The sequence below is a fragment of the Pseudarthrobacter sp. RHLT1-30-1 genome (genome assembly GCF_059383415.1).
In genome coordinates this window covers 1-25,943 of record NZ_JBWZCG010000024.1, presented here as the reverse complement: position 1 = coordinate 25,943, position 25,943 = coordinate 1, and the positions used below count along the sequence as shown (strand labels likewise).

Sequence of the window (25,943 nt, the reverse complement as noted above, 5' to 3'; positions counted from 1 at the left end):
TTCAGTTGCTCGTTTCTTCTTCGATGGCGATGGTGATCTTGAAGCGCTCAATGACGGTTCCGTCTGCGCCGTAGACTTCGGCGGTAATGCCACCCGGCCCCGCGTCAAAGCCGACGTCTTGGGCGAACCCTTCGGCAGTGAAAGTGTTGAGGGCGGCTTCGATCTCGTTGCCGACCTGCTCGATTCTCGGGTTCATCAGTTGCTCTTTTCGTTTGAGATTGCGGTCAAGATGGGGATCCACTGCTCAGCGACTTCCGGGCTGATGTAGAGGTAGATTTCGCCGTCCATGCGGAGTTGCGCGCCGAGTGCCGAAATGTGGTCACGGTCGATGCGGACGACGTCGGTAGCCGTTATCGAGACGGTCATGCGGTCGGCTCGTAAAGGACCGTGGCGGGGAGGGCTTCTTGCTCCAGCATGTCCAGCGGGATCTCCTTGGCACCGTTTGATGCGCCCCAGCCAGTGAATGCGTTCTTATGCAGCGACAGTCCAGCCGGGTCGAGGATTACACTCCCAACCGCCAGCCCGTCCAACTCTTCGGCGGTCGTGATCGTGCGCGGCTTCCTGTAACCTTTTTCCTCCAGTTCGACGGCGATCAGGTCGGCGTCGGTTCCGAGGATGGGCAGGTTCCAGTGGTCGGTCGCGGCGCTGATGTCTGCGGCGAGCCTTTCCCGTGCGTTCACTGTTTGCCGCCCTCTATCTGTGCGATCCGCTCGCGGAGCAAGTGGAGCCGCTCCCTGCTGTTGTTGATACTGGTCCCGAACCCGTCAAGCTGCTTCAGCGTCTCGTTGTACTGCTGGATGTCGGCGTGCAGATCGCGGGTGGTTTCCTTGAGGTCCAAGTAGGCCCTGCTAATCGCCAGCCAGTCCGGCTCATTGTTGTACTCGGCCACGTGCATTGGCTCGCTCATTTGCTCTCCTCCTGGTGGTTGTCTTCGCGTACTGCTGCGAGGATTTTTTGTGCATCTTCGGGGCTGATCTTGTTCGGGTGCGCCCATTCGGTGCCGATGACTTGCCCGGCGGTGGCGAGTAGCTGCTTTGAATCGCCGTCGTATCCGGCCTCGGTTAGTGCGTTGGTGATTGCCTGCCATTGCGCCCGCCACGGCTCGGTCGGCGGTTCGGCGAGCAGGTCAACGTGGTGCTGCTTGACCTTTTTTTGGCTGATGCGAACGGGGATGGTGAACGCCTTGTCAATATGGGACATGGCGACGACCTCAACCCCGCCGACCTTTTCGCCCGCGTAGATCACTTCGGGGTTGTTGATGAGCTTGACTGACCGGCCAACCCATGCGTCTGATTCGACGCCCCAGCCGTTAGCGATGATCCGTAGCATTCCTTTTGACGGTTTCCACGGTCGCCCGTCCATGCCGATGAGGTCGATAATGACCGGCTTTACGGCATCACCACGGCGGACGGCTTCGATGGTTGCTACGATGGGCGCGCCGGTCAGGTCCGAGGCGTTCAGACAATCGGACTTGGCTACTAGGGCCTTTGAAATGTCCATCAGAAAACGATCTCCAGTTCTGCGAAGTGGTCTATGTATTCGGTTTCGGGCAGTCCTTTGACGGCGGCGAGGTAGCGGCTGGTGACATCTGCCGCGTTCGCCTCGAACTGCTCGACGGCTTCTTTGATCGCGGCGTGCCAGCGGATGTCCGGGTAGACGCGCTTGGTCCACAGCGGCATCCCGCCCGCGTATGAGGTGTAGTCGATCCATGCGCGCCCGGTAACGAGTAAGCCCGTCTGGCATTGGGCCATGTTCTCGGCGGGTACTTCATCGGCGAGGATCGTTGCCAGGTGCTTCTTTGGGTCGCGGGACTTGATTTCAATGAGCCCGTCGTTGCCGACCAAACCATCCGGCGAATACCCGATGCGGTACTCGCCAAAGTCTCGGACGATGAAGCCGACCTCATCGACGGGCGCGTGGTGTTCGGCGTACTTGTCCCGCGCGTATGGCTCGTCCAATGTCCCGCGAGTCATTGCCGCGCTTGGGTGGACCTGGACAGCTCGGCCAGTGATGCGCTCTGCCGTGAGCGTCAAGGCCAGGCCGCGTGATGTGTCGCCGTTAGTGTCCGCGCCGATCACCCTGTCCATCCCGCGTGCTACTGCTGCCCGGGCCGGGTGGAGTGTTTTCAGTGGTGCCGGTGAGCGCTTGCCGATGCACGGTTCGGCTTTCACCGCGCCGCACTCTGGGCAGTCAGCTTCAATCGCTGACGGCTGGCGTGAGGTCACAAGCTGCCCGACGACGCTGGCGGTAACAATGCCCGCCCGCGCCTGCAACCATTCCGGCGATCCTTGGTCCAGCTCCTTGTAGATCTTGATGCTCAATGCGTTCTCCCCATAGGTATGCAAAAGGCGCCCATTGCTAGGCGCCTGTGGTTGATAATCAGTCGTTCGGATATGAGATTTGGCTATCAGTCGTTCCCGGTTTGCAGTCACAAACCGGCCCGTTTAGTAGTTGTTCGATGCTTCGTAGGTTCCATTCGCCGGACCCTTTTTGGAGGGTGATGGCGAACAGTGCCCGGTTGATGCGCTGCTCAGCGTCGCAGGTCATGGCTTGCCTCCTTTGTGGATTAGCTGCCTTTTGTTCCATGCTCGGCGGACTCGTGAGCAGCCCGGAACCGAGCATATGGCGTAGCGCTCTCCTCGAATTAGCGACATCACGCTCATGTAGTGGCCCTTCACTGGGACCTCAGTTCCGCGACTCTTTCGCGCAGGAATCGGGCCATCGTTTCCTGCGACGCCGTCAGGAATACCGACTCTCGCCCAAAGTCGATTAGGGCGTCCTCGATAGACTGCGCCTGCGCACCTCGGCAGACCGCCGAGGCGGTAGCTTCGGGGGTCACTTGGCGGCCTTCTGGTAACCGAGCTTGTGGAGGTGATATGCGAGTACTTCGGTCAGGTCAACGGGTGGTCCACCGATGACTGTCACGGGGATGTCGCGGATGTCTTGGACGAGTTCGTCAATGCTCATGCGTTGCTCCTGTAGGGGTTGGTTGTTAGTAGTCATGTGCGGGGCGGCTGCTTCGAGGATGCGCTCTATCTCGCTCGTCGTTATGTCGAGGTGAAGCGATGCGTCATACGCCGCCTCTACCGCAGCTTCCGGGATCGCATGGTTAGTCATCGCTTCCCCTTTCATTTGGTCCCGCACGCTTTGCACCCGCCTTCGACATGGTTTCCGTAGACGCGGCATTTGATGCGGCGGAGGTTGAGTATCGCGGCGACTAGGTCGGCGGCTTCTTCCTTGGCGTCAGGCACGGAGCCACCGCCGTTTGCGTGCGGTCTTCCTGTCATGCGCCCTGGGTGCGGCGCGTGACCGGATATTCAGCAGGCGTTCCGATGCGCTGACATACTCCTCGTCGAACGCTTTCACGGTCCCGGCGTCACCATCCCGCCAGCCGCTAACCTCCATGCCCTCCAGATCCTCAACCTGGTAAGCCGTGAGCCGGTCACGTTCGAGCATGTGCCGGGCCGCGAGGATACCGAACCGGATCCGCTGGGCCTGATACGGGGTCATGAGTCCGCAGCCTTCTGTTGTTCGGGCGTGCAGTGCTCGTCGTCACCGCAATCCGACCCGCAGCCAAATCCGACGACAGGGCAGGGGCCATAAGGATCCAGGGCCCGGCAGAAAGCGCAGTCATTGGCTTCGTAATCCTCGCTGCACTGATCTGTGCAGATACAAACCTTGCCGTCGATGTAACGAAGCAGGAAGTCAATCTCGCCCCACTCGCGCACGCCGCCAATAGCATCCGATCCCTTGCGATCTTCGGACCTCCTGCGGATTGCTGCTAGGTGCTGATGCTCGGCACTCATGCGTCTTCCCTTTCGTCGTTGTCGTCGTGTACGGGGTCGTGGCTGATCCGGTCGGCTTCCTGCGCCCGGGCCTGTGTGGCGCGGAGAGCTTCGTAGTCGGGTAGGCGCTGGCTCATTCCATCACCAGCCGTATCTGCCGCAGCTTGGTATCGTCGTCCGCGTAGTTCTTGTAGTGCAGGATCCAGTTGATGAGGTCCGACTGATCGGCCTTGCGCTGCAGCTGCCACTGCTTGTCTTCATCGGACAGTTCGGCAACCCCGCACTCTGGGATGCTGGGCTGCTCATCCCCGTCGCCGCCGGCCATGCTGATGAGGTGCTCGGAATAGTCGCTCATTGTTTCCCTATCTCTCGTGCGAGTTGTTTGATTTCGCGGACGGCTGCGTAGTCGTCGCCGTCCGTGTTGAGCCCGTCGATGAGGGCGAGGAGGCGGGTTAGCGCGGTCATGCTGCTCGCCTCGGTGCTTTCAGGTAGTTGGTGCGGAAGTATGCGCGCTGGTGGTTTTCGAGTGCGGACCATTGCGCCTCGGTGAATCCCCACGCCGAGATGATGCGCGCCTCTTGCACGTCCAGCCTCGGCGCGGGCGGGGTTGGGCGGGTGCGGCGGAAAATGCGGCGGAGGTTCATGGCGTCCTTCTCTCAAGTTGTCCGTACTCGTTAGCGAGGTTGGCGGCGCGGTCTGCGAGGATCCGCAAGTCTTCCGCGACGGGACTGTCAGGGTTAGCGGCAACACGGGCCGTCAGCATCTCGTGAGCCAGCAGAGCAGCCTTGACAACGGCTGCGGCTGAAGCGTGGTCAATCACGTTCGTACCTGCTTTCGAGTCGGCGTTCTTCGTATTGCATTTCGGCGTAGTCGTCGGCTTCAGATGCGCGGCGGTCGTGGATACAAGCGGCGCATTCGTCGCAGTCGCCGTCTTCGCATTCGTCGGATTCCTCGGGCGGGAGCATGCTCTCGTAAGCGCGCTGGGCTGAATCGAAACCGGGGATACTCATGCGCTCATCCGTTCTTCGTAGTAGGCCCGCCGTAGCATGGCGGCTTCACGTTCGCGGCGGCGTGCCAGGAATGACGCAAGCCCCGCGATGGTGTTTTGGTGCTGGTTGGAGTCCACGACTTCGGGTGTGCGGCGTCCGTGGCAGGCCGGGCACTTGTCGCCGTGACGACGGAGGACAGTGCCCGGGTAGTCGGCTATCGGGGCACGCGGCGGACGGGTCAGACGATGGCAGCCCGGGCACTCACGGATGATCGGGCGCTTCATGACGCACACTCCGGGCACTGGTCGGACGGGGCGTGCATCATGTGCAGGTCAGCGCGACGGGCCGGGATGATAGCGAGGCCCGCGAAAATGGCGGCGGTGAGGATGAGCAGGATCATGCGCACATCACCGCAAACGCCTTAGCCGTGGTGTGAACCGTTACGGGGTGGTGAACGATGATGTTGCCCGTGATCTCAATACGGGTTTCCTGGGTGGCGCTCATGCTGCTTTCCTTTCGGTGATGCGTCGGACGGCGCTGTGCGTGCATTCGTTGGGATTGAGGATGTGGCGAACGGCTTCTTCCCCAGTGGGATCGCCGTAGACGTAATGCTTGAACAGCTCGAACATGTCCGCCGCGGTGAGAGGCTCGGCGGCGTTGAGCTTCTGGAATCGCTTGGCGATCTTCTGTACTTGCGACTTGCTGACATCAACGCCGAGCGAGGCGCCGTAGGACTTAACTTCGTTCTCCCAAGCGGAGACTGACTTGTTTTCGAGCATGGCGATTAGACCTATCTCCGACGGCGGACCATCGGGTGCGGGTTGGTGCGGTGTGGTTGTTGCCCTCTACGGGGCGGGTGTTGCCGGCTTGTTGGCTGCGGCGGGTTATGCGGAGAGCTTGCGGAGTGCTGCGGCGATGCGGTCTTTGTCGTATCCGCCGCGTTGGTTGCCGGCGAGGATTTGTGCGATGTCGTCTTGCTGGGCCGGTGAGAAGCGGTATAGCCTGCCGATTCGGTCGCAAGGCCATTCGCCGGTTTGGGCTTTGCGTCTGACGGTGTCGTCGCCGATCTTGTACCTGGCGGCCATGTCCTGCGTTGTTGCGTAGGACTGGGATAGGCGGGTCATGGTTAGGCTGCGCTGTCTGCGCGCATCGGCGTGTATAGCTGCACTCGCTTGGCGGCTGCGGCTTCTCCGGCTTCTTCCAGCGTGTCGTAGATGCCCGCACGATGGGTTACGCCATGGTGGTTGACTCGGGCCTCCCAGCGTCCACCGGGGAGTCTGCGAACACCTCGAACGCCGTGCCTGTTATTTACCTGCGCGCCGGATCGGTTCTCGATGTTTTCTTTGTGAGTCACCGCCCGGAGGTGCGATGGGTTGACGCATGACCGCTGATGGCAGAGGTGGTCGATAACAAGCCCTGCGGCGATAGGGCCATTGGCAATCTCATAAGAGACGCGGTGCGTGGTCGTCGGCTTTCCATACGCGGAGATGCAGCCATATCCATGGCTACCCTTGCCGGCGGTCCATAGCCAGCACTCTCCCGACTTGTCTACGTTCGGCCAGAAGCGTTCTTCAAGAGTGACGCCGCTCCACCGGTTCATGCTGCCACCTCGGTTATGAACTCGGCCGGCAGGAGTTGGGAGGGTTGGACTCCGATGGCCCCGGCGATGGTGCGGAGTTCGATGAGGTTGAGTGCCCTTGCGCCTTTGAGGCTGCGGCGGAGTGTTGCGTAGGGGATGCTGGTCTGGTCTGCGAGGGCGTTCATGCTGATGCCCTTGTCGGCTAGTACCTGGTTGATGAGGTCGATTTCGGTTTCGGTTGCGGGATGCTGCACCGCTTGTTTGTTAGCCATGCCATGACCATACCTAGTCATTTGGCTAAGCGCAAGTACCGACGCGAGTATCTTTCACCGGTGTAATTCGAGTAGCGAACGGCATATCCGATTAGTCGAAACGTTGCAAGTCACAAGGTCACGTGCTTAAATTAGCCACATGAACAACTTTGAAGGCTTGGAAGCGTCCCTAGCGACACAGATAAAGGTCGAGCTAGTCGAACGCGCAATGGACCAGAAGACCCTGGCCGAACGCGTAGGCATCCACCCGGTCACGCTGACCAAGTACATGAAGGGGCAGAGGAGTATCCCGATGCCCGTATTCTTCGAGATTGCTGAGGCGCTGGGCCTTAGCCCTCGGGTGCTGATGGAGCGCGCAGAAGCTCGTATCGCCTGAGCATCACGGACGGGAGGACGCCGGCTAATGCTGCAGCGTCCACCAGATCCTTGATGGTGTGGACGGGCGATGGAGGGCGAGCTTCTTTGGTCATGCTGTGATCCCCAGTATCTATTCGAAAGTATGTTCGGATAACCCTAGCCTGAGCGGCAGACAGTATCCGTATGCGGGTTAATCTAACGCATATAAATTAACTGGAGTGCATCCGCTTGCGTCGGGGCGCGTCATGAAACTACGCTGGCGCGGAGGGTTAACCTCGCCATATGGAACGAGCTAGCGCATATGGCATGAAACGGCTGGTCAGCGCGTTATCGGGCTCATAGGAGATATAAAGTCGTGTCCATGCCTTCAGGTACTCAGCCGGAACCCGGCCCCTTCGCGCGCGCCATATCGGCCGAGATTCGCCAGGCGATGGCGCGCCATCGGGTGAGCGGCGCGGAGTTGGCCCGCAACACCGACAAATCACAGAGCTACCTATCCAAGCGACTCCGGGATGAAGCAAGTTTTACGGCAAATGACGTCAGCGACATCTGCCAAGTGCTAGGCGAGGATCTGGAACGCCTCCTGGTTGCCGCCGTCCGAGCCTCACGCCGCCCGTAACGCACGAAAGACGCCCCCCGCGATATGCGGAGGGCGTCAGGTTTTGCGGGGCCTACGGGGGCGCGTGGTGGCTATGCTTCGATGACTCCCATGAGTGCCGTCTCGACCATCGACGCCGCTCTAAAGTGGCTTCCCGGAACGAGGTGGCCGTATGTGCCCGTTGTAGTTGTGATGCTCTCGTGGCCTAGCCGGTTTGCCAGTTCGAACAGGTTCATGCCGCCGGCTATTAGGACCGAGGCATGGCTGTGGCGGATGTCATGGATCCGGGGGCGCTGGTTCAGCCCCAAGTCCGCAGCCTTGACGGCGTCGTGCCATGAATCGAGCCACTGCCTATGCTGCGGGAACACGCCAGTCTCAGGCGAGATCGTAAACACGGGCTGGTTCCGTGGCGCGTTCTCAACCCTCGCCCGGATAGCCTCGACAGTGGACGGCGCCAACGCAACGGTCCGACGCGCCTTCTTGGTCTTGGGTGCGCCGACAGCCCAGCCGTATTCCATCTCCTGGTAGGCCTTCATGATGCGCACGGAGGGCGTGGCGGCATCCAACTGGAAGTCTGTACGTAGGAGCGCTGTTGCCTCGCCTAGCCTGAGCCCTGAGCCGATGAGCAGCCGCCACATGGGTTTGTGCCACTCTTCGGCTTTGTCGATGATGGCGTTGACTTGCTCCATCGTGAGGAACATCGCCTTATCTTCGGTGGCGTCGTCCTTGGGCAGCAAGCGTCCGTTGCAAGGATTGTCGGGGCGGAGTCTGCGGCGGACGGCTGAGTTCATGGATGCGTGGACGAACCCGTGGACGTTGGCAACAGTCTTCGGTGAGCAACCCTTCTTGGTCATGGCTTTGATCCAGCGAATCAAATCATCTTCGGTCACCTGATCGACGGGTAGGTGGCCGATCCCGGTGAAGTGGTTGCGGATGTAGCCGCGATACCTCTTGGTCGTGTATTCGCGGACGTTGATGAGCCGTTCGATGTGCCCGAGCGCGACGTCCTCGAATGATGGTGACTTCGACACTTGACGGAGCACTGCCGTCTGGGCCGCAATGGTGTCATGCTTGACGGCTTCAAGGATGTTCTTCCACTGGATAGCCTGGATCTCAGTCGGCAGTGAGTGCCGCTTCCGTTCGCCCTTGTCGTACCATTCAACCCGGTAGCTGGTGACGTGCCCCGCGCCGTTCTTCCGGGTCTCAATCGTTGCCATGCCGTGCCTCGTCCTTGTCGTGCCACCACTCAGCGCCGCATCGGGTGCATTCCCATGTCTGCGTTTCGGCGTCCTCGTGGGTGATCCGCTCGGCGGGGTCGATGGTTTCGCCGCAGACCGTCTCGTAGTCACTCATGCCGTTTCCCCTTCGTGTTGTTCGATGTAGGCCTGTAGCGCGGCCCGGATGATGTCGGATAGGTTCTCGCCCCGCCTGGTTGCTACGGTCAGCGCAGGTGCCCACAGGTCGTCGTCTGCGCGGAAGCTACGGCGGGGCGTGTTGCCGCGGGTCATCGCTTGTCCAATACGGTGACGCGCTTGATTGAACTGGCGCCCTTGTATGGGTCTTCTTTCCACTGCGCCCATGTCTCCAGAGCTTCGGCCTCGTTGTCGAAGCTCTTTACCTGCGCGCTCATGCCGGTTCCGTAGTAAGTGATTTCCCAGCGAGTCTGCTCACTCATTTCTCCCCCTGCGTATCGTCGTGGTGCAAATGGTCACAGTGCGGGGCTGCGGCTTCGAGCGCTGCGCGGGCGAGGCTTCGGTATGCAGTCTTGAAGGCGCCACCTTTGGGCCATTCGCGCCAAAGCTTTGCGCCGCCACCCCCAAGATCCATATCGAGTAATGCCCGCGCCGCCGCCTCTACCGCAGCCTCCGGGATCACTTGGCGGTCCTGTAGGGGTTGGCATCTTCAAGCCAAGCGGCAATGTCATTGATGACATTGTGCACGTTCAGCGACTCGGGCCAGTCCTTCGGCGTCACTGTACTTTGCAGTTCCTCAAACGGCAGTTCCCTGAGTCGCCCAGCAATATCGGCCAGCATATGCGGGGCGGCGGCTACGAGGGCGGCGCGGGTGGCTTCTAGCGACTCGCGCCGCAGCCGATCACGAGCTGCGGTCGGCGTCTCTCCATGTGCCGCGAATGTCCACACCCGAGGGCCCCAAACCGCCGGCGCCATCGCCCGCGCCGCCGCCTCTACCGCAGCGTCTGGGATACTCATGCGGCGAGCGCTTCGGCGAGTACTTCGATCAGGTCGGCTTCGGAGTCGAGGTCATCGGACCAAGCGTTTACGGCGTCCATTACCTGCGGGTTGCGGGCGATGAGTTCTTCGGTGATCGCGGCGGAGATGATGCGGCCTGACTGGTCCTTCTGGTCCTTGGCTACGTTGCCCATTTCGAGCAGTTCAGCGTCGGTCTTAGTGGAGAGCTTGTCTTGGATCATCTTCACTGTGCTCATCTTGTTCCCCCTGCTTGTATCGGCTTGTTCCGATGCACTAAATCTATGCTGTCAAGACACTAGAGTCAAGTCCATATGGACTCGATTAGTCAGAAACTTAGGCCGGGAGTACCGGCGGAGTTTCGGCCAACGCAAAGAATCCCCTAGAACGCAACGGTTCCAGGGGATTGGCGACATGACTCTATGTGGTCTAGGGGGGATTTTCTCGGTTTGTGGGGGGATGCCTGCCAACTTCCTTGAGTTAGCAGGCATCCCGGGGCGGAGACGGGGGGATTTGAACCCCCGGTGGAGTTGTGCCCCACACTTCATTAGCAGTGAAGCCCATTCGGCCGCTCTGGCACGTCTCCAATTGCTAGTAACTAGCCAACCAAGGATACGCAGAAGGGGCCATGCAGTGCAAAACGAGCAACGCGGGGTCATTTCTAGCCCATGTCCGGGCCGCGGATGGGCGCGAAATGACCCCGCGTTGCTCCAGTGGGCGCAGTCGCCCGGGTAACTCCTGCCGGGTCAGGCCGCCCCGCCGGCCAGGGACCGCCAGAGGAAGTGCTGGCTGCGGCTCTGCAGCGCCGCGGCCTGGCGGTTGTCCGAGGCGCCCGCGTGGCCGCCTTCGAGCGCCTCGTGGAACCAGACGTTGGGGATGCCCATCGCCTGCATCCGGGCGGCCATCTTGCGCGCCTGGACCGGACCCACCCGGTCATCCGACGTGGCCGTCCAGATGAACGTCTCCGGGTAGTCCACCCCGTCCCGGAGCAGGTGGTAGGGCGAGAACGTCCTGATGAAGTCCCACTGTTCGGGCACGTCCGGATCGCCGTATTCGGCAATCCAGGAGTAGCCGGCGGACAGCTTGGTGTACCGGCGCATGTCCAGCAGCGGGACACCGCAGGATACGGCGCCGAAGAGTTCCGGGTACCGCGTGAGCATGTTCCCGACCAGCAGGCCGCCGTTGGAGCCGCCGACACAGCCGAGCCGTTCGCGGGAGGTCACCCCGCGGGAGATCAGGTCCGCGGCTACCGCGGCGAAATCCTCGTAGGCCCGGTGCCGCTTCTCCTGCAGGGCGGCGCGGTGCCAGGACGGGCCGTATTCGCCGCCGCCGCGGATGTTGGCCACCACGTAGACGCCGCCGCGGGTGTGCGCGGCATCGCCCTCGGTTCCGGCGGATTCCCCGGTACGGCGTTCCAGCCAGGCTCGGCCGATCGCGCCGCTGTAGGCCGGGGTCCGTGAGATCTCGAACCCGCCGTAGCCGGAGAGCTGGGTGGGATTCTGTCCGTCCAGGGCGAGGTCTTTGGACGCCACCTGGAAATACGGCACCCGGGTGCCGTCCGCGGACACAACAAAGTGCTGCTGGACCTCATAGGCTGCCTCGTTGAAGAACGACGGCGAGGACCGGATCACCTCGTGGGTGCTGACCACGCTGTCGGCGCCGCGGGTGAGCGTGCCGCGGGTGAGGGTGCTCGGCGTGGTGAAACCGGTCGCCACGAGCCAGAAGTCGTTTCCCGCACCGGGCGCCTCGCCCTCGGCGACCGGTGCGGCGCCGTCGGTGCCGTCGTCGTCCGAATCATCGGCGGTGTCCTCGTCGTCGACGGCGTAAGCGTTGACGTCGTGCAGCGGCGGGCAGGCGTCCAGCACGGTCGCGGCCCAGGCGGCGTCCGTGCCGGGCTGCTGCGGATCGAGGACCCGGATCTCCGAGGAGACGTCGCGCAGCAGGTTCAGCAGCAGGAAGTCCCGCGTCCAGCTCCAGGACTGCAGGGAGGTGTGCTCGTCGGGGGTGAAGAGGACGGACAGCTCCCGGTTGCCGGCGAGGAAGGCGTCGAACCCGGCCGCGAGCAGGGACCCCGCCGGGTGGGTCGTGCCGCCGACGGTCCAGTCCTGCTGCGGCCGGAACAGCAGCCAGCCGCGGTGCGAGCTGAGGTTCACGTCCGCCGGAACGTCGATCTGCACCCACTGGTCCTCGCGCAGCACCGACGTCGTCTTTTCGAAGAAGCTGATCCAGTCCACGGCGAAGGTCCGCTCGAAGCCCGGGGTGGAGTCGTGCGCCACGAGCGCCATCATGTGGTCTTCCGGGATCTCGAACAGCCGCTCGGCCGTGGCCAGGGATCCGCCGCGGCGCAGCCTGACGCCGGTCCGGGCGTAGGAGGACGTGGTGCTGGGCAGGCCCTCCGCTGTGGAGGAGACCAGCAGGGTGTCCGCATCGAGCCAGGAAACGTTTCCCTTGGCCGTCGGCAGGTCAAAGCCCCCGGCCGCCGGGTCCACAAAGCTGCGGGATTCGACGTCGAACTCGCGGTAACGGTTCGCGTCGCCGCCGTCGGGGGCGAGGGCCAGCAGGGCCCGCCGGTGTGTCCCGCCCTCGGCCGGGCGGAGGAAGTTGGCGCCGTGGAAGACCCATTCCTCGCCTTCCGACGCGGCGAGCGCGTCCACATCCAGCAGCAGGTCCCACTCCGGCGCTCCGCCGCGGTAGCTGTCCCAGCTGGTCCGGCGCCACAGGCCCTTGGGGTTCGTCCGGTCCTTCCAGAAGTTGTAGTACCAGTCGCCGTGCTTGCCGACCATGGCGATCCGGTCGGTGGAATCCAGCACCTCGAGGATGCTGTTTTCCAGCCGGGTGTACTCCGCATCCTCCAGGAGTTCCTCGGTGCGGGCGTTCTGCTCGCGGACCCAGGCGAGCTGTTCCGCGCCGTAGATCTCCTCGAGCCAGATGTTCTCGTCGACGGGTTCGGGGGCGGGAAGGGGTGCAGCTTCAGCGGTGGTCATTTTTCCATCCAAGCAACATCGGCGCGCCGGAGGCAAGTTCCGCCGCGGCCCGGCGGTTCGCGGTTTGGGTGCGACGGGGCGGTCCGGGCCGGGTGCCCGTTGCGGATACGCTGGATGTCGTGGGCAAATCGCAGAGCATCCGGACCGCACTGATCGGCGCCGGTCCCCGGGGCACGAGCGTGCTGGAGCGGCTGCTGGCCAACTGGGTGCCGTCCGGGCCGGGGGCCACCCTGCATATTGACGTTATTGATCCCTGGCCGGCGGGGCCCGGACATGTCTGGCAGCCCGGCCAGTCGCGGCACTACCTGATGAACACGCAGTCGTTCTACCCCACAGTGATCCCGGAGGACGCCGGCCTCGCGAGGCCGCTGGCCGGCCAGACGTTCGACCGCTGGCGGGAACTACAGCAGGACCGGCCGCACCCCTCCCTCACCGCCGATGACCGCACCGAACTCGCCGGGCTGGGTTCGGCCGATTTCCCCAGCCGGGCTCTCTACGGCCGCTACCTCCGCTCCACCCTGGAGGAGCTGGTGTCCCGCCTTCCCGCCAGTGTCACGGTCGATTTCCACGACACGGCGGCGACGTCGGTCCGCCACTCTGCTGCTCGCGGGGTCCCAGGGGACGCTGCCGCCCGCGGGGATGCGGGGAACGCGGGCGACATGGGGAACCCGGGGGACGCGGGGGACGCGGGCGACATGGGGAACCCGGGGGACGCGGGCGACGCGGGGGACGCGGGCGACGCGGGGGACGCGGGCGACGGCGGACGCGTGAGGTTCGACGTCGGACTGTCCGGCGGCGCGGTCCTCACCGTCGATTCCGTGGTGCTCGCACTCGGCCACCTCGAGGCGCGGCTCAACCCCGAACAGCGCGAGCTCCAGGCGGCGGCGCAGGAATTCGGACTGCTGTACCTGCCCCCGGCTGTGCCGGCCGACGTCGACTGGTCCCTGGTGCCGGCCGTCAAGCCGGTGCTGGTGCGCGGCATGGGCCTGAACTTCTTTGATGCCATGGGCCAGCTGACCGAAGGCCGCGGCGGACGGTTCCTGCCGGGCGGGGACGGCGTCCTCAGCTACCTTCCCTCCGGCCGTGAACCGCTGATCATCGCCGCCTCGCGTCGCGGCACCCCCTACCGGGCCAAGGCGACCCTGTCCGGCTACTATCCGGACGCGGTGACGCTGCGGTACTGCACCGAAGATGCCCTGGCGAAATTCGCGGAGGCGGGCATCCGGCCCGCCTTCGACCACGATCTCTGGCCCCTCCTGCACCGCGACGCGCTCTGGGCCTACTACTCCACCCTGTCGCGCTCGCAGCCGGGCGCCATCCTGACGGAGCCGAAGGAGTTCCTGCGGGCGCTGGAGGAGGCCCTGCACCCGCACGCGCACACCTCCGCAAAGTGGGAGGATCTGGTGGACTCCGTCCTCGACGTCCATCTCCGGCCCTCGCACCGGCTGAACCTGCTCGGACTCGCGGCGCCGCTGGCCGGGCGCTCGTTCGCCTCCCGCGCCGAACTCGACGCCGCCGTCATCGACTACCTGCTCGACGACGCCCGGCGTTCCGCGCTGGGCGAGGACGACCCGGTGAAGATGACCATCGGCGCCCTGCACCATGGCCGGGCCGTGCTGAAGACGGCGGTCGCGGACGGCGGAATCACCGACGAGTCCTGGGTCGCCGGGCTCCGCGGCTGGTTCGAATCCTTCGTCGAAGGCCTCGCCAGCGGACCGCCGGCGCTGCGTGCCGAACAGCTCGCGGCCCTGGTCCGGGCCGGAGTCGTGCGCTTCGTCGGGCCGGACCCGAAGTTCGGGGTGGACCGTAAGTCGGGGACCTTCACCGCAGTCTCGCCGTGGGTGGGGAATAATGCCGACGGTGGCGGCGAAGTGGTGACGGCCGTGGCCATGGTCGAGGCGCTGGCGCCGGCGAACAAGGTCGGGGTCAACCAGTCCCCGCTGTTGGAGCAGTTGCTTGCCGAGGGCCTGGTCCGCCCCCGGCTCATGATGACGGCCGAGGGATCCCCGGTGCCGACCTCCGGGCTGGACGTCGCGCTGCACCCCTACCGGCCGCTCGGCTCGAACGGCTCGGTGACGGAAGGCCTGTACGTCCTGGGACTGCAGTTATCCGCCGTGCAGTGGGGGACCGCTATCGCTGCCGAGGCCCGGCCGAAGAGCGGACCCGTGTACCGCAGCGGCCAGCGCACGCTGCGCGACGCGGATGAGATCGCCCGGGCCATCCTCGGACGCTGACTGGCTTCCCTGGGCGTGCCCAACCAATGAGCATGCCCTCCGTACCGGCGAGCCCCTGAGCACGCCCGCAGCACCCGCGGTCCACCGCTGAGCATGCCCTCCGTCCAGGCTGAGCACTGGACATATGGGCTATATGTCCAGTGCTGCAGCCCAGGGGAGGGCATGTCCTTTGGTGGGGGCTAAGGGGCGTGGGGGCTAAGGGGCGTGGGGGCTAGGGGGTTAGCCCTTCAGGCACTTGCGGTAGGCCGCCATCGCCTGTCCGTAGCTGACCTGGCCCACGATGTCGGCGAACCGCGGCTTGACCGGGGCGGCGCACTTCGGCGGGACCGGAACGCTGGCTGCGACCAGCACACTGGTTTTCACCACGGTGCCGGATTCGACGGCGGTGAGCACCAGGGTGCCCGTACCCGCAGCGGCCCCGGCGGGAACCGTCACGTTTACCGTGGCGGCGCCGGCGGAAACCGGTACCGTGCCCAGTGCGGTGACGGCGCCGTTCGCGTCCGTGAACTCGGCGCGCAGCGAGGCGTTGACCGGGCTGCCCAGCGAGGTGAGGTCCAGCTTGGAGATGGCCAGCGTGATGGCCTCCCCGCCCTTGACCTCAGCGGCGGTCGTGTTCACCACGGCGACGGAGCGGCGGGCGAAGTCCGGCGAAACCGGGTTGTTCGCCTGCAGGTACTTGATCCACGCGTCACGGTCCACGAGTCCGGAGTCCTTGGTGTTGGTTCCGGAGGTGAAGATACGGAAGTTGTCGCCACCCGTGGCCAGGAAGCTGAACGTTCCGATCCGGTAGGACTTCGCCGGGTCGATCAGCGCGCCGTTGACCCGGATTGAGGTGATCCGGTCACCGGCGGCGCGGGCGGCGTCGTAGGTGTAGCTGACGTTCTTGGACAGGCCGAGCTGCTGGTAGGCGCGGCTGGGAACCGTGCCGTCCGGGCTGGTCTGCCACTGCTGCTCCAGGAGCGTCTTGAACTGCTCGCCGGTCAGCGAGGTGGTCCACAGGTTGTTCACGAACGGCAGGACCGCGTTGGCCTCGGCGTAGGTGATGGTGCCGTCCGGCGCGTGGTAGAGCTCGTTGCGCAGGCCGCCCGGGTTGACGACGCCGATCTCGGCACCGCCGAGATCCGGGGTCTGCAGCGAGTCAACCAGGGAATCCGCGACGAGGTTGCCCAAGGTGGACTCGCTGGCACGGTCATCGCGCTTGGCCGGGGAACCGGCGAACGCTGTCGTAATGTCAGCGGTCACTGCGCCGACCGGCTGGTCGCCGACCACGGCTGCTTCGGCAAGCGCCTTGTCAACGATGGTCTGGACCGCGGCGACCCGCGGGTAGTCACGGACGAGAACGTCAGCCGGCTGCTCCAAGGAGGTGGTCCGCTTGACGTTGCCGGCCTTGTAGCTGGTGACCGACATGGTTGCCGTGTCGATCGTCAACTGGATCTGGCCGATGTACTCGCCGTAGTTGCCGGTCTGGACGATCGGGCGGGTCTTGCCCTCCGCCCCGGGGACCGGGGCATCCCAGGAGTACTGCTTGTGGGTGTGGCCGTTGAAGATGGCCGCAACATCCGGGGTGACCTCGGTGACCATCTTGGCGAACGGGCCGCCGGCGGCGACTTCCTGCGCCAGGGTGGAACCTTCGGGCGCACCGGAACCGGCGCCGTCGTGGTTCTCCACGATGATCACGTCGGCGAGCTTGTCCGCCTTGATCTTGGCCGCGACACGGTTGATGGCTTCGACCGCGTCACCGAACTCAAGGTCGGCGATGCCCGCGGGGGTGACCAGCGAGGGCACTTCCTGCGTGACGGTTCCAATGACGGCGACCTTGACACCGTTCAGGTCGAGCACCGTGTACTCCGGCAGGACCGGCTCGGTGGTGCCCTTTTTGTAGACGTTGGCGCCGAGGTACGGGAACTTGGCGTTGCTGCCGCCCGCAATGACGCGGTCACGCAGGTCGGCCCAGCCGCCGTCGAACTCGTGGTTGCCCACGGCCGAGGTCCGCAACTCCAGGGCGTTCAGCACATCAATGGTCGGCTGGTCCTTGGCAACGGCCGAGGCGAACAGCGAGGCGCCGATGTTGTCGCCCGCGGAGAGGAACGCCGTGGCGCCGGGGGCAGCCGCGGCCCGCAGTTTCTCGATGGTTCCCGCGAAGAACACGGTGTTGGAGTCGATGCGGCCGTGGAAGTCGTTGATGCCGAGGAGGTTCAGCTCAACGCTGGCGGGGATGGCCGGGGTGGCCGGAAGGTCGAGGCCCACCACCACCGGATCGTGGTCGCTGGCCCGGAACTGGTCCGGCGCGTAGTAGTCGGTCACGTTGTTGTTGTACCGGCTGTACTCCAGGGCGACGGACTCCACGGAGTTGATGTTCCAGATGTCGGCGCCGGAGACGACGGCGTTGGCACCGGGTGAGGCGAGGATGTGGTCCAGCGAGCCCACCAGGCCACCGAAGAGGTAGGAGTGCTTGGCGGAACCGTCGGCGTTCTTCGCCTTTTCGTCCTGGTTGACGTACCCCGCGGCCGTGAAGACGTTGATCGGGTCTTCCTTGGCGTAGGAGTTGAAGTCGCCGATCAGGAAAACCTTGTCGGTGCCCTTGGACTTCTGCAGTTCGTCGGAGAACGCCAGCAGCGACTGGGCCTGGGCGGTGCGGGCGAGGTTTGACGCGCCCTGGCCCTTGTCGGTGTCCTCCGGTGTGGCGGCCGAGCCCTTGGACTTGAAGTGGTTGGCGATCGCGATGAACTGCTTGTCATCGGCGGCCCCAACCGGCTTGAAGACCTGGGCCATCGGCTTGCGGGCAGTCGCGAAGGCGACGGTGTCGTTGTGGATGATGGACTCGCCCACCGGCTCTGCTGCGGCCTTCTTGAAGATGAAAGCGGTGCGGATCATATCCTCATCGGCCAGCGGCGGTGCGTTGGCAGGTGTGCGGACGTAGTCCCAGATCCCCGGTGTGGCGATGTTCAGGCTGTCGACCAGCCTGGCCAGGGCATCGTCGCGGTTCTTGCCGAACTTTGCGGAGTTTTCGATCTCCATGAGGGACACGACGTCGGCGCCGGACTTGGTGATGGCGGCGACGATCTTGTCCTGCTGGCGCTGGAGGTTGTCAGCGTTGGCTGCTCCGCGCGAATCGCAACCGCCGCGTACGGTGATCGGGTTGCCGTCGCGGTCCGTGTAGTAGGTGCACCCGGTGAGCTGATCGCCCGTCGTGGGGAAGTAGTTCAGCACGTTGAACGAAGCGATCTTGAGATTGCCTCCGACGGCGGCCGGAGCCTCCGTGCGGGTGGTGGCGCCGAAGCTTGCCGGCTGGACCGTGTCCGCGTTTGCGGGGGTCAGGTGGGTCAGCGGCTGGAACTTCCAGGAGCTGTTGGCGTAGCTGAGCACAACGTTGGTCTTGAAGTTCACCGGTGCGCCCACCCGGACGGGGTCCGCCGTGGTCAGGTACGGCAGCTCCAGGGCCTTGGTGGCGGCGTCCTTGAGGAAGTTGGTGGTGGCGCCGTCGTCGAGCCTAATGCCGCGGGCGGCATTGGCGGCGACCGTGGCCGTGTACTCGGCCGAACCGAACGGAGCGACGGCGGTGGGCTGCTCCAGCGGGGTGGTGCCGCCGGCCAGGCCGATTTCGCCGTACTGGTTCAGGGAGTAATTGTCAGTGACCGTGACGGGTCCCTGCGGGGTCAGCAGCATGCCTTCGAGTGCTTCGCGGAAGGCTTCCTCTGCCGGCAGGGCAATGCCGGTGGCCTTGACTTCCGGGGCAGCCTCGGTGAGCTTCTTCAGGTCCGCCGCGGCGGCGACCGTCAGCTGCGTCATGTCGAAGTACTCGCTGACGGCGCCGGTCACCTCGACGTAGTCGCCGATCTGGACGGAACCGGCCGTGGCTGCCGAGTAGACAAAGATCGCGTCCGACGCCGAGTGGTTGGCCGGGGTCAGGTCGCCGCCGGTGCCGGGGGTCTGGATGTAGTAGCCCGCGAACCCACCGGTGGGGAACGTCGCGGTGACCTTGCCGCGGGTGGTGGCCGAGGTCCCTACGAGCGGGCTCGCGGCGCCGTTGCCCTGGATCTCGGCGATGGTCTTGACCGCCGGGGGAGTGCCGGGGTCGACGGGGGTGGCCACACCGTTGGCTGCCTTGGGGGTGATCGTGGCGTTGAGGGTGAAGTCGGCGGAGTTGTTGTTGCTGTCGACGCCGTCGCTGCGGTTGAGGCTCTTGACGTCGGTGTTGCCTGCCGGCGCGGTGGCGGCCAGGGTTTCGTAGGTGTTGGAGGTCCCGTAGCCGAGCAGATCAGCGACGTTGGCGGGCTCGATGACGGAGCCGGCGGCCAGCGGGTTGAGGGCGGTGGCCTGTTTGGCCAGCACGATGGTTCCGGTGGTGCCGCTGGGGTTGAACCTGGTGCCAGCGTCAAGATCAAACGCCGCCAATTCCGGCGCCGTCGACGTCGCGTAATTGTTGCCGGCCGCCTTGATCACGTAGAAACTCTTGGCGGCAATACTGCCGGTCAGTGGGACGACGTTTCCGGGCGCGCCGGTACCCGTGTATGACCGGTACTGGAGTGACCAGCCGTCCAGCGAGACCGGGGCGTCCGAGGTGTTGTACAGCTCAACGAACTTGTTCTTGTAGGCTGCGCCGGCGCTGCCGCCGCTGAGGTACGCCTCGTTGATGATGACCGGTGAAGTGCCAGCCGCTGCCGGGGAGACCTCCACGGCGAACGCCGGCACAGCCGCCAGCGGGGCTGCGATGAGCCCCGCCGACAGCGCTGTGCCCAGCGCGGTTTTCCAAGGTATGTGTTTCATCCGCTTTAACTCTCATTAGGTGCCCGGGTAGGGGCTGGTGAGGGGTGTCCGGGTGATGCCCGCGGACCGGCCGGTTCCTGCTCCTGGTCAAGCAGTTCCCGGCACATCAAAACAGGGGTGAATGAACACGGTGTGTCTAGTGTGTGCATTCGGCGAGACGTCCCCCAGCGGGACGTGCCACAGCCGGCACGGGGCAACCAACGGTGCGCCCCAGCGACGGAGTTGGTCCAGTTCCCGACATATGCCGGGTTAACTGTGCCGGCCCCTTGGAGGGCCGGGCATTCCAAAAGAATACCGGCCAGTAGCCCAAGTGGAAGGGGCTGGCCGGTATTTCTTACAGCAATTTTTCTAAAGGGTGCGAAGGGTGCTTGCTACCCGGCGGTTACAGCGGCTCCGGGCCGCCAGCGCCCTGCGGTGTGGTGTCGGCAATGACCTTGAACATCGCTCCGGTGGGGTCATTGAGCGTTGCAAGCCGTCCAAACGGGGAGTCTTCGGGCCCGTCGATCACGCGGGCGCCCATGGCCACGGCCTTTTCGATCGCCCTGTCGGTGTCCTCAACCGCAAAGTAGACCTGCCAGTGGGACGGCACCCCGGCGGGGAGATAACCCGAGGCGTCCATGATCCCCGCCTTCGCGTCGTCTCCGGCGCCCAGGGTGGCGTAGCGGAACTCCGGGGTGTCACTCATGACCTCGGTCTCCCAGCCGAACACGTCCTCGTAGAACTTGACCGCGGCGGCGTAATCCTTGGTGTGCAGCTCATGCCACGCCGGCGCTCCGGCTTCGGCAGCGAGCTCGTAGCCCTTCATCCCGCCGGGCTGCCAGACGCCGACGGCCGCGCCGGTGGCGTCGCCGATCATGGCCATGCTGCCCTGCTCGGGCACATCCATGGGTTCCAGGTAGACCTGGCCGCCATGTTCAGCCGCCGTCTTGACGGTCGCCCTGGCGTCGTCCGTGCGCAGGTAGGTGGACCAGACGTCCGGGAAGTTGGCCTGGCTTTCCTGCTTCTGCATGATTCCGGCCACCGACCGGCCGTTCCTCCGGGCCGTGATGTAGCCGCCGTACTTTTCCTGGTCGCCCGTCTCGAAGGTCCAGCCAAAAAGTTCGCCGTAGAAAGCTTTGGCCTTTTCGGTGTCGGACGTCATCAGGTCGATCCAGCACGGCGCTCCGTTGGAGTGGTGGGGTGTGGGCATGGCGGGCTCCTGCTCTGTTCGGCGGCCTGACTCCTGCTCCCGGGCCGCCGGCTTCGTGGGGGTGGTGAAGACACGGCGATACTATGCGGGTGCCCTGACGGTTTCAATGGGCTCACGGGACCGGCCCCGGCGGGACGCGCCGGTGCCCGCTGCGAACCGCGCCCCCAGCAATCCCGCCCGCCCGGCCGGGCACGCAAAAATGCCCCTGCTCCGGCGCAAGCGCTCAAGCAGGGGCATTATTCGCGGAAGGTAAGAGATTCGAACTCTTGGTACGGGGTTACCGCACACTGGTTTTCAAGACCAGCTCCATCGGCCGCTCGGACAACCTTCCCTAACGAGTAGTGTTTCATAGGCTGTCGGCAGCCACAAAAACCCGGTGCGCCCGCGGGCGGGGGGACGCTCCTCCGCCTACTCTGGAAGAATGCGCTTCGGACCTGGTGTGCCGAGGGTGCATCAAAGAAGCCGCAAGAAATCTGTTACCAACCGGGAGTTCTCTTTTGAAGGCTGTCTATATCTCAAAGCCGGGCGGACCCGAGACCCTGGAGGTCCGCGAGGTTCCGTCGCCGGTGCCCGAAACCGGTGAGGTGCTGATCGACGTCGTCGCCGCGGGGCTGAACCGCGCCGACGTCCAGCAGCGCAAGGGCCACTATCCGCCCCCGCCGGGTGCCTCGGAGATTCCCGGGCTCGAAGTCTCCGGCCGGATCGCCGGCTTCGGGCCAGGGGTGGCCAAACCGTTTTCTGTCGGGGACAAGGTCGTGGCCCTGCTCGCCGGCGGTGGCTACGCCGAGCAGGTGGCCGTTCCGGCGGGCCAGGTCCTTCGGGTCCCGGAGGGTATTGACCTCGTCACGGCCGCGTCCCTGCCGGAAGTCGCGGCGACGGTCTACTCCAACCTGATCATGACCGCCCAGCTGCAGCCGGGCGAGACGGTGCTCATCCACGGGGCAACCGGCGGCATCGGCACGATGGCCATCCAGCTCGCAAAGGCCTTTGGGGCCGTCGTGGCCACCACCGCGGGAACCGCTGAAAAGGTCGGCACCGCCAAGGCGTTCCTGGGCGCGGACATCGCGATCAACTACGCTGAGGAGGATTTTCCGGAGAGTCTGCGTGCGCAGAACGGCGGGAAGGGGGCCGATGTCATCCTGGACGTCGTCGGGGCAAAGTACCTGGCCCAAAACGTGGACGCGCTCGCGGACTACGGCCGGCTGGTAGTGATCGGCCTGCAGGGCGGCGCCAAGGGTGAGCTGGACCTCGGAAAGCTGCTGCGCAAGCGCGCCGCGATCATTGCCACGGCGTTGCGCCCGAGGCCCGTGGGGGAGAAGACCGTGATCATGGACGCTGTCCGCGATGGGGTCTGGCCGCTGCTCACCGACGGCCGGATCCGGCCGCTGGTGGCGAAGACCTTTCCGCTGGAGCAGGCCGGCGCCGCGCACCGGTACTTCGACAGCGGCGACCACGTGGGGAAAATCCTGCTGGTTATGTAGGACACATATTCCAGTCCTGGAATATCCTGAATTGCTTCCGGCTGGCGAATAACGGTAATGTAATTCCATACGCGGTATACACGCGTCTTGGGGCGCGTGTATGCTGTCGTCCCGCTACCCTCCGGGAGCATCATGACCATCCGGCACAGCCTCCTCGCCCTCCTGCAGGACCGCCCGCGCTATGGCTACCAGCTCAGGATCGAATTCGAGGGCCGCACCGGGTCCTCCTGGCCTCTCAATATCGGGCAGGTCTACACCACCCTCGATCGTCTCGAACGTGACGGCCTTGTCCGCAAGGATGCTGCGGACGACGAGGGGCGCGTGATCTACAGCATTACCCCTGACGGCCGCGACGAGGTCCGCGACTGGTTCACCTCACCGGTGCCGCGGACCAGCCCTCCGAGGAATGAACTGGCCATCAAGCTCGCCCTGGGGCTCACCCTCCCCGGCGTCGACGTCGGCGCCGCCATCCACGCCCAGCGTGCCGTCTCCATCCGGGCCCTGCAGGACTACACTAAAGCCCGGCGGGACATGGCGTCCCAGCACCGGGCCGCCGACACCGCCCGGCTACTGGTGCTGGATTCCCTCATCTTCCAGACTGAGGCCGAGGTGCGCTGGCTGGACCTCTGTGAGGCCCGGCTCATGCAGCTGGCCGGGCCGGCCGCCTGACGCCCAAGCCGGACGCTTAAGTCCTGGACGGGCGGGTGCCGGGACGGGCGGGTGCCGGGACGGGCGGGTGGCGCCCGCGATCCCCGGTGTCCCGGCCCGCCGCTTGGCATTCGGATCGACCGTTCATCGACCCGAACCGACCGCCTGGCGCAAACCCATACCCAAGCATCTGCGCCGTTGGTAGGGTACTTTCGGGCACATCTGTCAATGGATTTGCCCGGTTGGGGTTTCTCAAGGAGGAGACATGGGCACAATGCCAGATGGCACGCCAAAGAACTTATTGGTCGACGACGGCATAACGCCGGACCCGACACTGCCGGCCACCGCCGTGGACGCCTCCGTGGTCGACTCTGAAGACCGCAAATGGACGCCGGCCAAGATCGCACTCTGGGTGGCAATCTCCCTGCTGGGCGCCGTGGCGTGGTTCATGCTCGCGATTGTCCGGGGTGAGACGGTCAACGCCATCTGGTTCGTGTTCGCCGCAGTGTGCACCTACCTGATCGGCTACCGCTTCTACTCCAAGGTCATCGAGCGTTACCTGCTCAAGCCGAATGACCGCCGCGCCACTCCCGCGGAGTACAGGGCAGACGGCAAGGACTATGTCCGTACGGACCGCAACGTCCTCTTCGGCCACCACTTCGCCGCTATCGCCGGCGCCGGCCCGCTCGTAGGCCCGATCCTCGCCGCCCAGATGGGCTACCTCCCGGGCACCATCTGGATCATCTTCGGCGTCGTGTTCGCCGGCGCCGTCCAGGACTACGTCGTCCTGTTCTTTTCCATGCGCCGCGGCGGACGTTCCCTGGGCCAGATGGCCCGCGAGGAACTCGGCGTCATCGGCGGCACCGCCGCTCTGATCGCCACGCTGCTGATCATGGTGATTATCGTTGCCATCCTGGCCCTCGTTGTCGTCAACGCCCTGGCCGAGAGCCCGTGGGGTGTCTTCTCCGTCGGCATGACCATCCCGATTGCCCTCTTCATGGGTATCTACCTGCGCTTCATCCGGCCAGGCAAGATCATGGAAGTTTCCCTGATCGGCTTTGTGCTGCTGATGGCCGCCATCATCGGCGGCGGAGCCGTCGCCGCCACCGAATGGGGCGACGCATTCTTCACGCTGGACAAGGTCACCATCGCCTGGGCCCTCATCATCTACGGCTTCATCGCCGCCATCCTGCCGGTCTGGCTGCTGCTGGCACCGCGGGACTACCTCTCCACCTTCATGAAGATCGGCGTCATCGTGATGCTGGCCCTCGCCGTGATCGTGGTCCGGCCGGAAATCTCCGTCCCGGCCTTCAGCGAATTCGCCAGCCGCGACAACGGCCCGGTCTTCCCGGGTGCAGTGTTCCCGTTCCTCTTTGTCACCATCGCCTGTGGTGCGCTCTCGGGATTCCACGCCCTGATTGCCTCCGGCACGACGCCGAAGCTGATCGAGAAGGAACGCCAGTCCCGCTACATCGGCTACGGCGGAATGCTGATGGAGTCCTTCGTGGCCATCATGGCCCTCGTGGCGGCAATCTCCATTGACCGCGGGCTCTACTTCGCGATGAACGCCCCGGCAGCCCTCACCGGCGGGACCGTTGAAACGGCTGCCGCCTGGGTCAACAGCCTGGGACTGTCCGGCGTCAACATCAGTCCGGACCTGCTTTCCGAGACGGCCGCAAACGTCGGCGAAACCAGCATCGTCTCGCGTACCGGCGGGGCCCCGACCCTCGCCGTCGGTCTGGCCCACATCATGCAGCAGTTCATCGGCGGCACGGCCCTGATGGGCTTCTGGTACCACTTCGCCATCATGTTCGAGGCCTTGTTTATCCTGACCGCAGTCGACGCCGGCACCCGGGTGGCGCGCTTCATGCTGCAGGACTCGATCGGAAACTTCTTCCCGAAGTTCAAGGACCACTCCTGGCGTCCCGGTGCATGGTTCGCCACCGCCGTAATGGTCGCGGCGTGGGGGGCCGTGCTGATCATGGGCGTCACGGACCCGCTGGGCGGCATTAATACGCTGTTCCCGCTGTTCGGTATCGCCAACCAGTTGCTGGCCGCCATCGCCCTGTCCGTCTGCCTGGCGATCGCAGCCAAGAAGGGCTCGTTCAAGTACCTCTGGATCATCGCCCTGCCGATGGCCTTCGCGGCCGTCGTCACCATCACGGCCAGCTACCAGAAGATCTTCTCCTCCACACCAGCGGTGGGTTACTTCGCCAACAACGCGGCCTTCTCGAAGGCACTCGCGGACGGCAAGACCTCCTTCGGCACAGCCAAGACCGTCCCGGCCATGGAAGCGGTGATCCGCAACACCGCGATCCAGGGCTGGCTCTCGGTCATCTTCGTGGTGCTCAGCATCATCGTTATCGCCGCAGCACTCATCGCCACCTACAAGGCGTTCCGCAACGCCAAGGCCGGAGTGGTCAACAGCGACAATGAGGATCCGGCGCTGCCGTCCCGCGTCTTCGCCCCGGCCGGTCCGGTTCCCACCGCGGCCGAACGTGAGCTGATGGTGGAGTGGAATCAACTCCCGGCGGACAAGCTGGCCAAGAAGGCCGCGCACCACTAGTACGGAGACAGAGATGAATGCTGTAGTCGCAGGCTTCCGGGGATTCGCCCGGTACCTGGGCGGGGTGATGGGTGCGGATGCGTATGCGAAGTACCTGGGCCACCATGCCGAAGCCGGACACGGTTCCGCACCGATGACCGAGCGGGAATTCTGGCGGGACCAGACGGACCGTCAGGACGCCAATCCGCAGGGCCGGTGCTGCTGACCGGTTTCCGCTGATCGACGTTGCCGTTACAGGAGGGGGGGGGGGAGGGGGGGGGGGAGGGGGGGGGGGGAGGGGGGGTGAT

At 64.7% G+C, this 25,943-nt stretch carries 33 protein-coding genes and 2 tRNA genes; 7 read left to right on the top strand and 28 right to left on the bottom strand.

Annotation, left to right across the window (positions count from 1 at the left end):
• Position 1: 1 nt before the first annotated feature.
• The 18 genes from AC50YM_RS16005 to AC50YM_RS15920 form a co-directional block, all read right to left on the bottom strand.
• Positions 2 to 196 carry a hypothetical protein gene (locus tag AC50YM_RS16005; RefSeq protein ID WP_494957942.1) on the bottom strand — a complete coding sequence of 65 codons (195 nt, stop codon included), beginning with the start codon at positions 194 to 196 and terminating at the stop codon, positions 2 to 4.
• Entirely contained in the window at positions 196 to 366 is a 171-nt protein-coding gene (locus AC50YM_RS16000; protein WP_494957941.1) for a hypothetical protein, read from the bottom strand. The genes AC50YM_RS16005 and AC50YM_RS16000 overlap by 1 nt, the downstream gene beginning before the upstream one ends.
• Entirely contained in the window at positions 363 to 680 is a 318-nt protein-coding gene (locus AC50YM_RS15995) for a hypothetical protein (RefSeq protein ID WP_494957940.1), read from the bottom strand. Before AC50YM_RS15995 ends, AC50YM_RS16000 begins: the two co-directional genes overlap by 4 nt.
• Complete coding sequence (locus tag AC50YM_RS15990) at positions 677 to 907, bottom strand: hypothetical protein (RefSeq protein WP_494957939.1); 231 nt, start codon at positions 905 to 907, stop codon at positions 677 to 679. The genes AC50YM_RS15995 and AC50YM_RS15990 overlap by 4 nt, the downstream gene beginning before the upstream one ends.
• A complete protein-coding gene (locus AC50YM_RS15985; RefSeq protein WP_494957938.1) occupies positions 904 to 1,500 on the bottom strand; it encodes a hypothetical protein in 597 nt (198 codons plus the stop codon). Before AC50YM_RS15985 ends, AC50YM_RS15990 begins: the two co-directional genes overlap by 4 nt.
• On the bottom strand, positions 1,500 to 2,321 hold the full coding sequence (locus AC50YM_RS15980) for a YqaJ viral recombinase family protein (RefSeq protein WP_494957937.1): 822 nt from the start codon (positions 2,319 to 2,321) through the stop codon (positions 1,500 to 1,502). The genes AC50YM_RS15985 and AC50YM_RS15980 overlap by 1 nt, the downstream gene beginning before the upstream one ends.
• A 353-nt stretch (positions 2,322 to 2,674) precedes the next feature.
• Positions 2,675 to 2,839, bottom strand: a complete 165-nt coding sequence (locus AC50YM_RS15975; RefSeq protein WP_494957936.1) for a hypothetical protein — start codon at positions 2,837 to 2,839, stop codon at positions 2,675 to 2,677.
• Positions 2,836 to 2,967 (bottom strand): hypothetical protein, encoded by a 132-nt coding sequence (locus tag AC50YM_RS15970; RefSeq protein WP_494957935.1) that lies wholly within the window; start codon positions 2,965 to 2,967, stop codon positions 2,836 to 2,838. Before AC50YM_RS15970 ends, AC50YM_RS15975 begins: the two co-directional genes overlap by 4 nt.
• Positions 2,968 to 3,243: 276 nt before the next feature.
• The gene (locus AC50YM_RS15965; protein WP_494957934.1) at positions 3,244 to 3,510 is read right to left on the bottom strand and encodes a hypothetical protein; all 267 of its coding nucleotides are present in this window, start codon (positions 3,508 to 3,510) and stop codon (positions 3,244 to 3,246) included.
• Positions 3,507 to 3,806 (bottom strand): hypothetical protein, encoded by a 300-nt coding sequence (locus tag AC50YM_RS15960; RefSeq protein ID WP_494957933.1) that lies wholly within the window; start codon positions 3,804 to 3,806, stop codon positions 3,507 to 3,509. Before AC50YM_RS15960 ends, AC50YM_RS15965 begins: the two co-directional genes overlap by 4 nt.
• Positions 3,807 to 3,918: 112 nt before the next feature.
• Positions 3,919 to 4,140, bottom strand: a complete 222-nt coding sequence (locus AC50YM_RS15955) for a hypothetical protein (RefSeq protein WP_494957932.1) — start codon at positions 4,138 to 4,140, stop codon at positions 3,919 to 3,921.
• A gap of 106 nt (positions 4,141 to 4,246) precedes the next feature.
• Entirely contained in the window at positions 4,247 to 4,429 is a 183-nt protein-coding gene (locus tag AC50YM_RS15950) for a hypothetical protein (RefSeq protein WP_494957931.1), read from the bottom strand.
• A gap of 168 nt (positions 4,430 to 4,597) precedes the next feature.
• On the bottom strand, positions 4,598 to 4,795 hold the full coding sequence (locus AC50YM_RS15945) for a hypothetical protein (protein ID WP_494957930.1): 198 nt from the start codon (positions 4,793 to 4,795) through the stop codon (positions 4,598 to 4,600).
• Positions 4,792 to 5,058 carry a hypothetical protein gene (locus AC50YM_RS15940; RefSeq protein WP_494957929.1) on the bottom strand — a complete coding sequence of 89 codons (267 nt, stop codon included), beginning with the start codon at positions 5,056 to 5,058 and terminating at the stop codon, positions 4,792 to 4,794. The genes AC50YM_RS15945 and AC50YM_RS15940 overlap by 4 nt, the downstream gene beginning before the upstream one ends.
• 216 nt (positions 5,059 to 5,274) lie before the next feature.
• Positions 5,275 to 5,553, bottom strand: coding sequence for a hypothetical protein (locus AC50YM_RS15935; protein WP_494957928.1), 279 nt, complete (start codon positions 5,551 to 5,553; stop codon positions 5,275 to 5,277).
• Positions 5,554 to 5,658: 105 nt separating this feature from the next.
• Positions 5,659 to 5,898 carry a MerR family transcriptional regulator gene (locus tag AC50YM_RS15930; protein WP_494957927.1) on the bottom strand — a complete coding sequence of 80 codons (240 nt, stop codon included), beginning with the start codon at positions 5,896 to 5,898 and terminating at the stop codon, positions 5,659 to 5,661.
• Between the two features lie 2 nt (positions 5,899 to 5,900).
• Positions 5,901 to 6,374, bottom strand: a complete 474-nt coding sequence (locus tag AC50YM_RS15925) for an HNH endonuclease signature motif containing protein (protein ID WP_494957926.1) — start codon at positions 6,372 to 6,374, stop codon at positions 5,901 to 5,903.
• Positions 6,371 to 6,625 carry a helix-turn-helix domain-containing protein gene (locus AC50YM_RS15920; RefSeq protein ID WP_494957925.1) on the bottom strand — a complete coding sequence of 85 codons (255 nt, stop codon included), beginning with the start codon at positions 6,623 to 6,625 and terminating at the stop codon, positions 6,371 to 6,373. The genes AC50YM_RS15925 and AC50YM_RS15920 overlap by 4 nt, the downstream gene beginning before the upstream one ends.
• Positions 6,626 to 6,764: 139 nt before the next feature.
• Between AC50YM_RS15920 and AC50YM_RS15915 the strand changes: the two genes are divergently transcribed.
• Positions 6,765 to 7,001: a helix-turn-helix domain-containing protein gene (locus AC50YM_RS15915; RefSeq protein WP_494957924.1), complete on the top strand. Its 237-nt coding sequence runs from the start codon at positions 6,765 to 6,767 to the stop codon at positions 6,999 to 7,001.
• Between the two features lie 342 nt (positions 7,002 to 7,343).
• Positions 7,344 to 7,601 (top strand): helix-turn-helix domain-containing protein, encoded by a 258-nt coding sequence (locus AC50YM_RS15910; RefSeq protein WP_494957923.1) that lies wholly within the window; start codon positions 7,344 to 7,346, stop codon positions 7,599 to 7,601.
• A gap of 71 nt (positions 7,602 to 7,672) precedes the next feature.
• Here the strand turns inward: AC50YM_RS15910 and AC50YM_RS15905 are convergent, their stop codons facing one another.
• The 7 genes from AC50YM_RS15905 to AC50YM_RS15875 form a co-directional block, all read right to left on the bottom strand.
• The gene (locus AC50YM_RS15905) at positions 7,673 to 8,797 is read right to left on the bottom strand and encodes a tyrosine-type recombinase/integrase (protein WP_494957922.1); all 1,125 of its coding nucleotides are present in this window, start codon (positions 8,795 to 8,797) and stop codon (positions 7,673 to 7,675) included.
• Positions 8,784 to 8,933 carry a hypothetical protein gene (locus AC50YM_RS15900; protein WP_494957921.1) on the bottom strand — a complete coding sequence of 50 codons (150 nt, stop codon included), beginning with the start codon at positions 8,931 to 8,933 and terminating at the stop codon, positions 8,784 to 8,786. Before AC50YM_RS15900 ends, AC50YM_RS15905 begins: the two co-directional genes overlap by 14 nt.
• A 151-nt stretch (positions 8,934 to 9,084) precedes the next feature.
• Complete coding sequence (locus tag AC50YM_RS15895) at positions 9,085 to 9,255, bottom strand: hypothetical protein (protein WP_494957920.1); 171 nt, start codon at positions 9,253 to 9,255, stop codon at positions 9,085 to 9,087.
• Between the two features lie 196 nt (positions 9,256 to 9,451).
• Positions 9,452 to 9,790 carry a hypothetical protein gene (locus tag AC50YM_RS15890; protein WP_494957919.1) on the bottom strand — a complete coding sequence of 113 codons (339 nt, stop codon included), beginning with the start codon at positions 9,788 to 9,790 and terminating at the stop codon, positions 9,452 to 9,454.
• Positions 9,787 to 10,026 (bottom strand): hypothetical protein, encoded by a 240-nt coding sequence (locus tag AC50YM_RS15885; protein WP_494957918.1) that lies wholly within the window; start codon positions 10,024 to 10,026, stop codon positions 9,787 to 9,789. Before AC50YM_RS15885 ends, AC50YM_RS15890 begins: the two co-directional genes overlap by 4 nt.
• Positions 10,027 to 10,285: 259 nt before the next feature.
• A tRNA-Ser gene (locus AC50YM_RS15880) sits at positions 10,286 to 10,373 on the bottom strand.
• Between the two features lie 160 nt (positions 10,374 to 10,533).
• Positions 10,534 to 12,771: a prolyl oligopeptidase family serine peptidase gene (locus AC50YM_RS15875; protein WP_494957917.1), complete on the bottom strand. Its 2,238-nt coding sequence runs from the start codon at positions 12,769 to 12,771 to the stop codon at positions 10,534 to 10,536.
• Positions 12,772 to 12,890: 119 nt separating this feature from the next.
• On the opposite strand from AC50YM_RS15875, the gene AC50YM_RS15870 reads away from it, so the two are divergent.
• Positions 12,891 to 15,005, top strand: coding sequence for an FAD/NAD(P)-binding protein (locus AC50YM_RS15870; protein WP_494957916.1), 2,115 nt, complete (start codon positions 12,891 to 12,893; stop codon positions 15,003 to 15,005).
• A 219-nt stretch (positions 15,006 to 15,224) separates the two neighbouring features.
• On the opposite strand, the gene AC50YM_RS15865 is transcribed toward AC50YM_RS15870, so the two are convergent.
• The 3 genes from AC50YM_RS15865 to AC50YM_RS15855 form a co-directional block, all read right to left on the bottom strand.
• The gene (locus tag AC50YM_RS15865) at positions 15,225 to 19,772 is read right to left on the bottom strand and encodes an ExeM/NucH family extracellular endonuclease (RefSeq protein ID WP_494957915.1); all 4,548 of its coding nucleotides are present in this window, start codon (positions 19,770 to 19,772) and stop codon (positions 15,225 to 15,227) included.
• A 382-nt stretch (positions 19,773 to 20,154) separates the two neighbouring features.
• Positions 20,155 to 20,961 carry a VOC family protein gene (locus AC50YM_RS15860; RefSeq protein WP_494957914.1) on the bottom strand — a complete coding sequence of 269 codons (807 nt, stop codon included), beginning with the start codon at positions 20,959 to 20,961 and terminating at the stop codon, positions 20,155 to 20,157.
• A 243-nt stretch (positions 20,962 to 21,204) separates the two neighbouring features.
• Positions 21,205 to 21,292: transfer RNA gene (locus AC50YM_RS15855), tRNA-Ser, on the bottom strand.
• A gap of 166 nt (positions 21,293 to 21,458) precedes the next feature.
• Between AC50YM_RS15855 and AC50YM_RS15850 the strand changes: the two genes are divergently transcribed.
• From AC50YM_RS15850 to AC50YM_RS15835, 4 genes are all read left to right on the top strand, one after another.
• The gene (locus AC50YM_RS15850) at positions 21,459 to 22,442 is read left to right on the top strand and encodes an NAD(P)H-quinone oxidoreductase (protein WP_494957913.1); all 984 of its coding nucleotides are present in this window, start codon (positions 21,459 to 21,461) and stop codon (positions 22,440 to 22,442) included.
• 132 nt (positions 22,443 to 22,574) lie between these two features.
• Complete coding sequence (locus AC50YM_RS15845; RefSeq protein WP_494957912.1) at positions 22,575 to 23,111, top strand: PadR family transcriptional regulator; 537 nt, start codon at positions 22,575 to 22,577, stop codon at positions 23,109 to 23,111.
• Between the two features lie 244 nt (positions 23,112 to 23,355).
• Complete coding sequence (locus AC50YM_RS15840; protein ID WP_494957911.1) at positions 23,356 to 25,656, top strand: carbon starvation CstA family protein; 2,301 nt, start codon at positions 23,356 to 23,358, stop codon at positions 25,654 to 25,656.
• Positions 25,657 to 25,669: 13 nt separating this feature from the next.
• A complete protein-coding gene (locus AC50YM_RS15835) occupies positions 25,670 to 25,861 on the top strand; it encodes a YbdD/YjiX family protein (RefSeq protein WP_494957910.1) in 192 nt (63 codons plus the stop codon).
• The last annotated feature ends 82 nt before the right edge of the window (positions 25,862 to 25,943 follow it).

Coding starts and splice junctions, on each gene's coding strand:
- AC50YM_RS15970 (WP_494957935.1), bottom strand. CDS start 2,967: ATGAGCATTGACGAACTCGTCCAAGACATCCGCGACATCCCCGTGACA.
- AC50YM_RS15895 (WP_494957920.1), bottom strand. CDS start 9,255: ATGAGTGAGCAGACTCGCTGGGAAATCACTTACTACGGAACCGGCATG.
- AC50YM_RS15920 (WP_494957925.1), bottom strand. CDS start 6,625: ATGGCTAACAAACAAGCGGTGCAGCATCCCGCAACCGAAACCGAAATC.
- AC50YM_RS15890 (WP_494957919.1), bottom strand. CDS start 9,790: ATGAGTATCCCAGACGCTGCGGTAGAGGCGGCGGCGCGGGCGATGGCG.
- AC50YM_RS15860 (WP_494957914.1), bottom strand. CDS start 20,961: ATGCCCACACCCCACCACTCCAACGGAGCGCCGTGCTGGATCGACCTG.
- AC50YM_RS15955 (WP_494957932.1), bottom strand. CDS start 4,140: ATGAGCGACTATTCCGAGCACCTCATCAGCATGGCCGGCGGCGACGGG.
- AC50YM_RS15910 (WP_494957923.1), top strand. CDS start 7,344: ATGCCTTCAGGTACTCAGCCGGAACCCGGCCCCTTCGCGCGCGCCATA.
- AC50YM_RS15990 (WP_494957939.1), bottom strand. CDS start 907: ATGAGCGAGCCAATGCACGTGGCCGAGTACAACAATGAGCCGGACTGG.
- AC50YM_RS15865 (WP_494957915.1), bottom strand. CDS start 19,772: ATGAAACACATACCTTGGAAAACCGCGCTGGGCACAGCGCTGTCGGCG.
- AC50YM_RS15930 (WP_494957927.1), bottom strand. CDS start 5,898: ATGACCCGCCTATCCCAGTCCTACGCAACAACGCAGGACATGGCCGCC.
- AC50YM_RS15950 (WP_494957931.1), bottom strand. CDS start 4,429: ATGAACCTCCGCCGCATTTTCCGCCGCACCCGCCCAACCCCGCCCGCG.
- AC50YM_RS15960 (WP_494957933.1), bottom strand. CDS start 3,806: ATGAGTGCCGAGCATCAGCACCTAGCAGCAATCCGCAGGAGGTCCGAA.
- AC50YM_RS16005 (WP_494957942.1), bottom strand. CDS start 196: ATGAACCCGAGAATCGAGCAGGTCGGCAACGAGATCGAAGCCGCCCTC.
- AC50YM_RS15845 (WP_494957912.1), top strand. CDS start 22,575: ATGACCATCCGGCACAGCCTCCTCGCCCTCCTGCAGGACCGCCCGCGC.
- AC50YM_RS15935 (WP_494957928.1), bottom strand. CDS start 5,553: ATGCTCGAAAACAAGTCAGTCTCCGCTTGGGAGAACGAAGTTAAGTCC.
- AC50YM_RS15940 (WP_494957929.1), bottom strand. CDS start 5,058: ATGAAGCGCCCGATCATCCGTGAGTGCCCGGGCTGCCATCGTCTGACC.
- AC50YM_RS15965 (WP_494957934.1), bottom strand. CDS start 3,510: ATGACCCCGTATCAGGCCCAGCGGATCCGGTTCGGTATCCTCGCGGCC.
- AC50YM_RS15885 (WP_494957918.1), bottom strand. CDS start 10,026: ATGAGCACAGTGAAGATGATCCAAGACAAGCTCTCCACTAAGACCGAC.
- AC50YM_RS15915 (WP_494957924.1), top strand. CDS start 6,765: ATGAACAACTTTGAAGGCTTGGAAGCGTCCCTAGCGACACAGATAAAG.
- AC50YM_RS15875 (WP_494957917.1), bottom strand. CDS start 12,771: ATGACCACCGCTGAAGCTGCACCCCTTCCCGCCCCCGAACCCGTCGAC.
- AC50YM_RS15925 (WP_494957926.1), bottom strand. CDS start 6,374: ATGAACCGGTGGAGCGGCGTCACTCTTGAAGAACGCTTCTGGCCGAAC.
- AC50YM_RS15985 (WP_494957938.1), bottom strand. CDS start 1,500: ATGGACATTTCAAAGGCCCTAGTAGCCAAGTCCGATTGTCTGAACGCC.
- AC50YM_RS15835 (WP_494957910.1), top strand. CDS start 25,670: ATGAATGCTGTAGTCGCAGGCTTCCGGGGATTCGCCCGGTACCTGGGC.
- AC50YM_RS15840 (WP_494957911.1), top strand. CDS start 23,356: ATGGGCACAATGCCAGATGGCACGCCAAAGAACTTATTGGTCGACGAC.
- AC50YM_RS15900 (WP_494957921.1), bottom strand. CDS start 8,933: ATGAGTGACTACGAGACGGTCTGCGGCGAAACCATCGACCCCGCCGAG.
- AC50YM_RS16000 (WP_494957941.1), bottom strand. CDS start 366: ATGACCGTCTCGATAACGGCTACCGACGTCGTCCGCATCGACCGTGAC.
- AC50YM_RS15945 (WP_494957930.1), bottom strand. CDS start 4,795: ATGAGTATCCCCGGTTTCGATTCAGCCCAGCGCGCTTACGAGAGCATG.
- AC50YM_RS15905 (WP_494957922.1), bottom strand. CDS start 8,797: ATGGCAACGATTGAGACCCGGAAGAACGGCGCGGGGCACGTCACCAGC.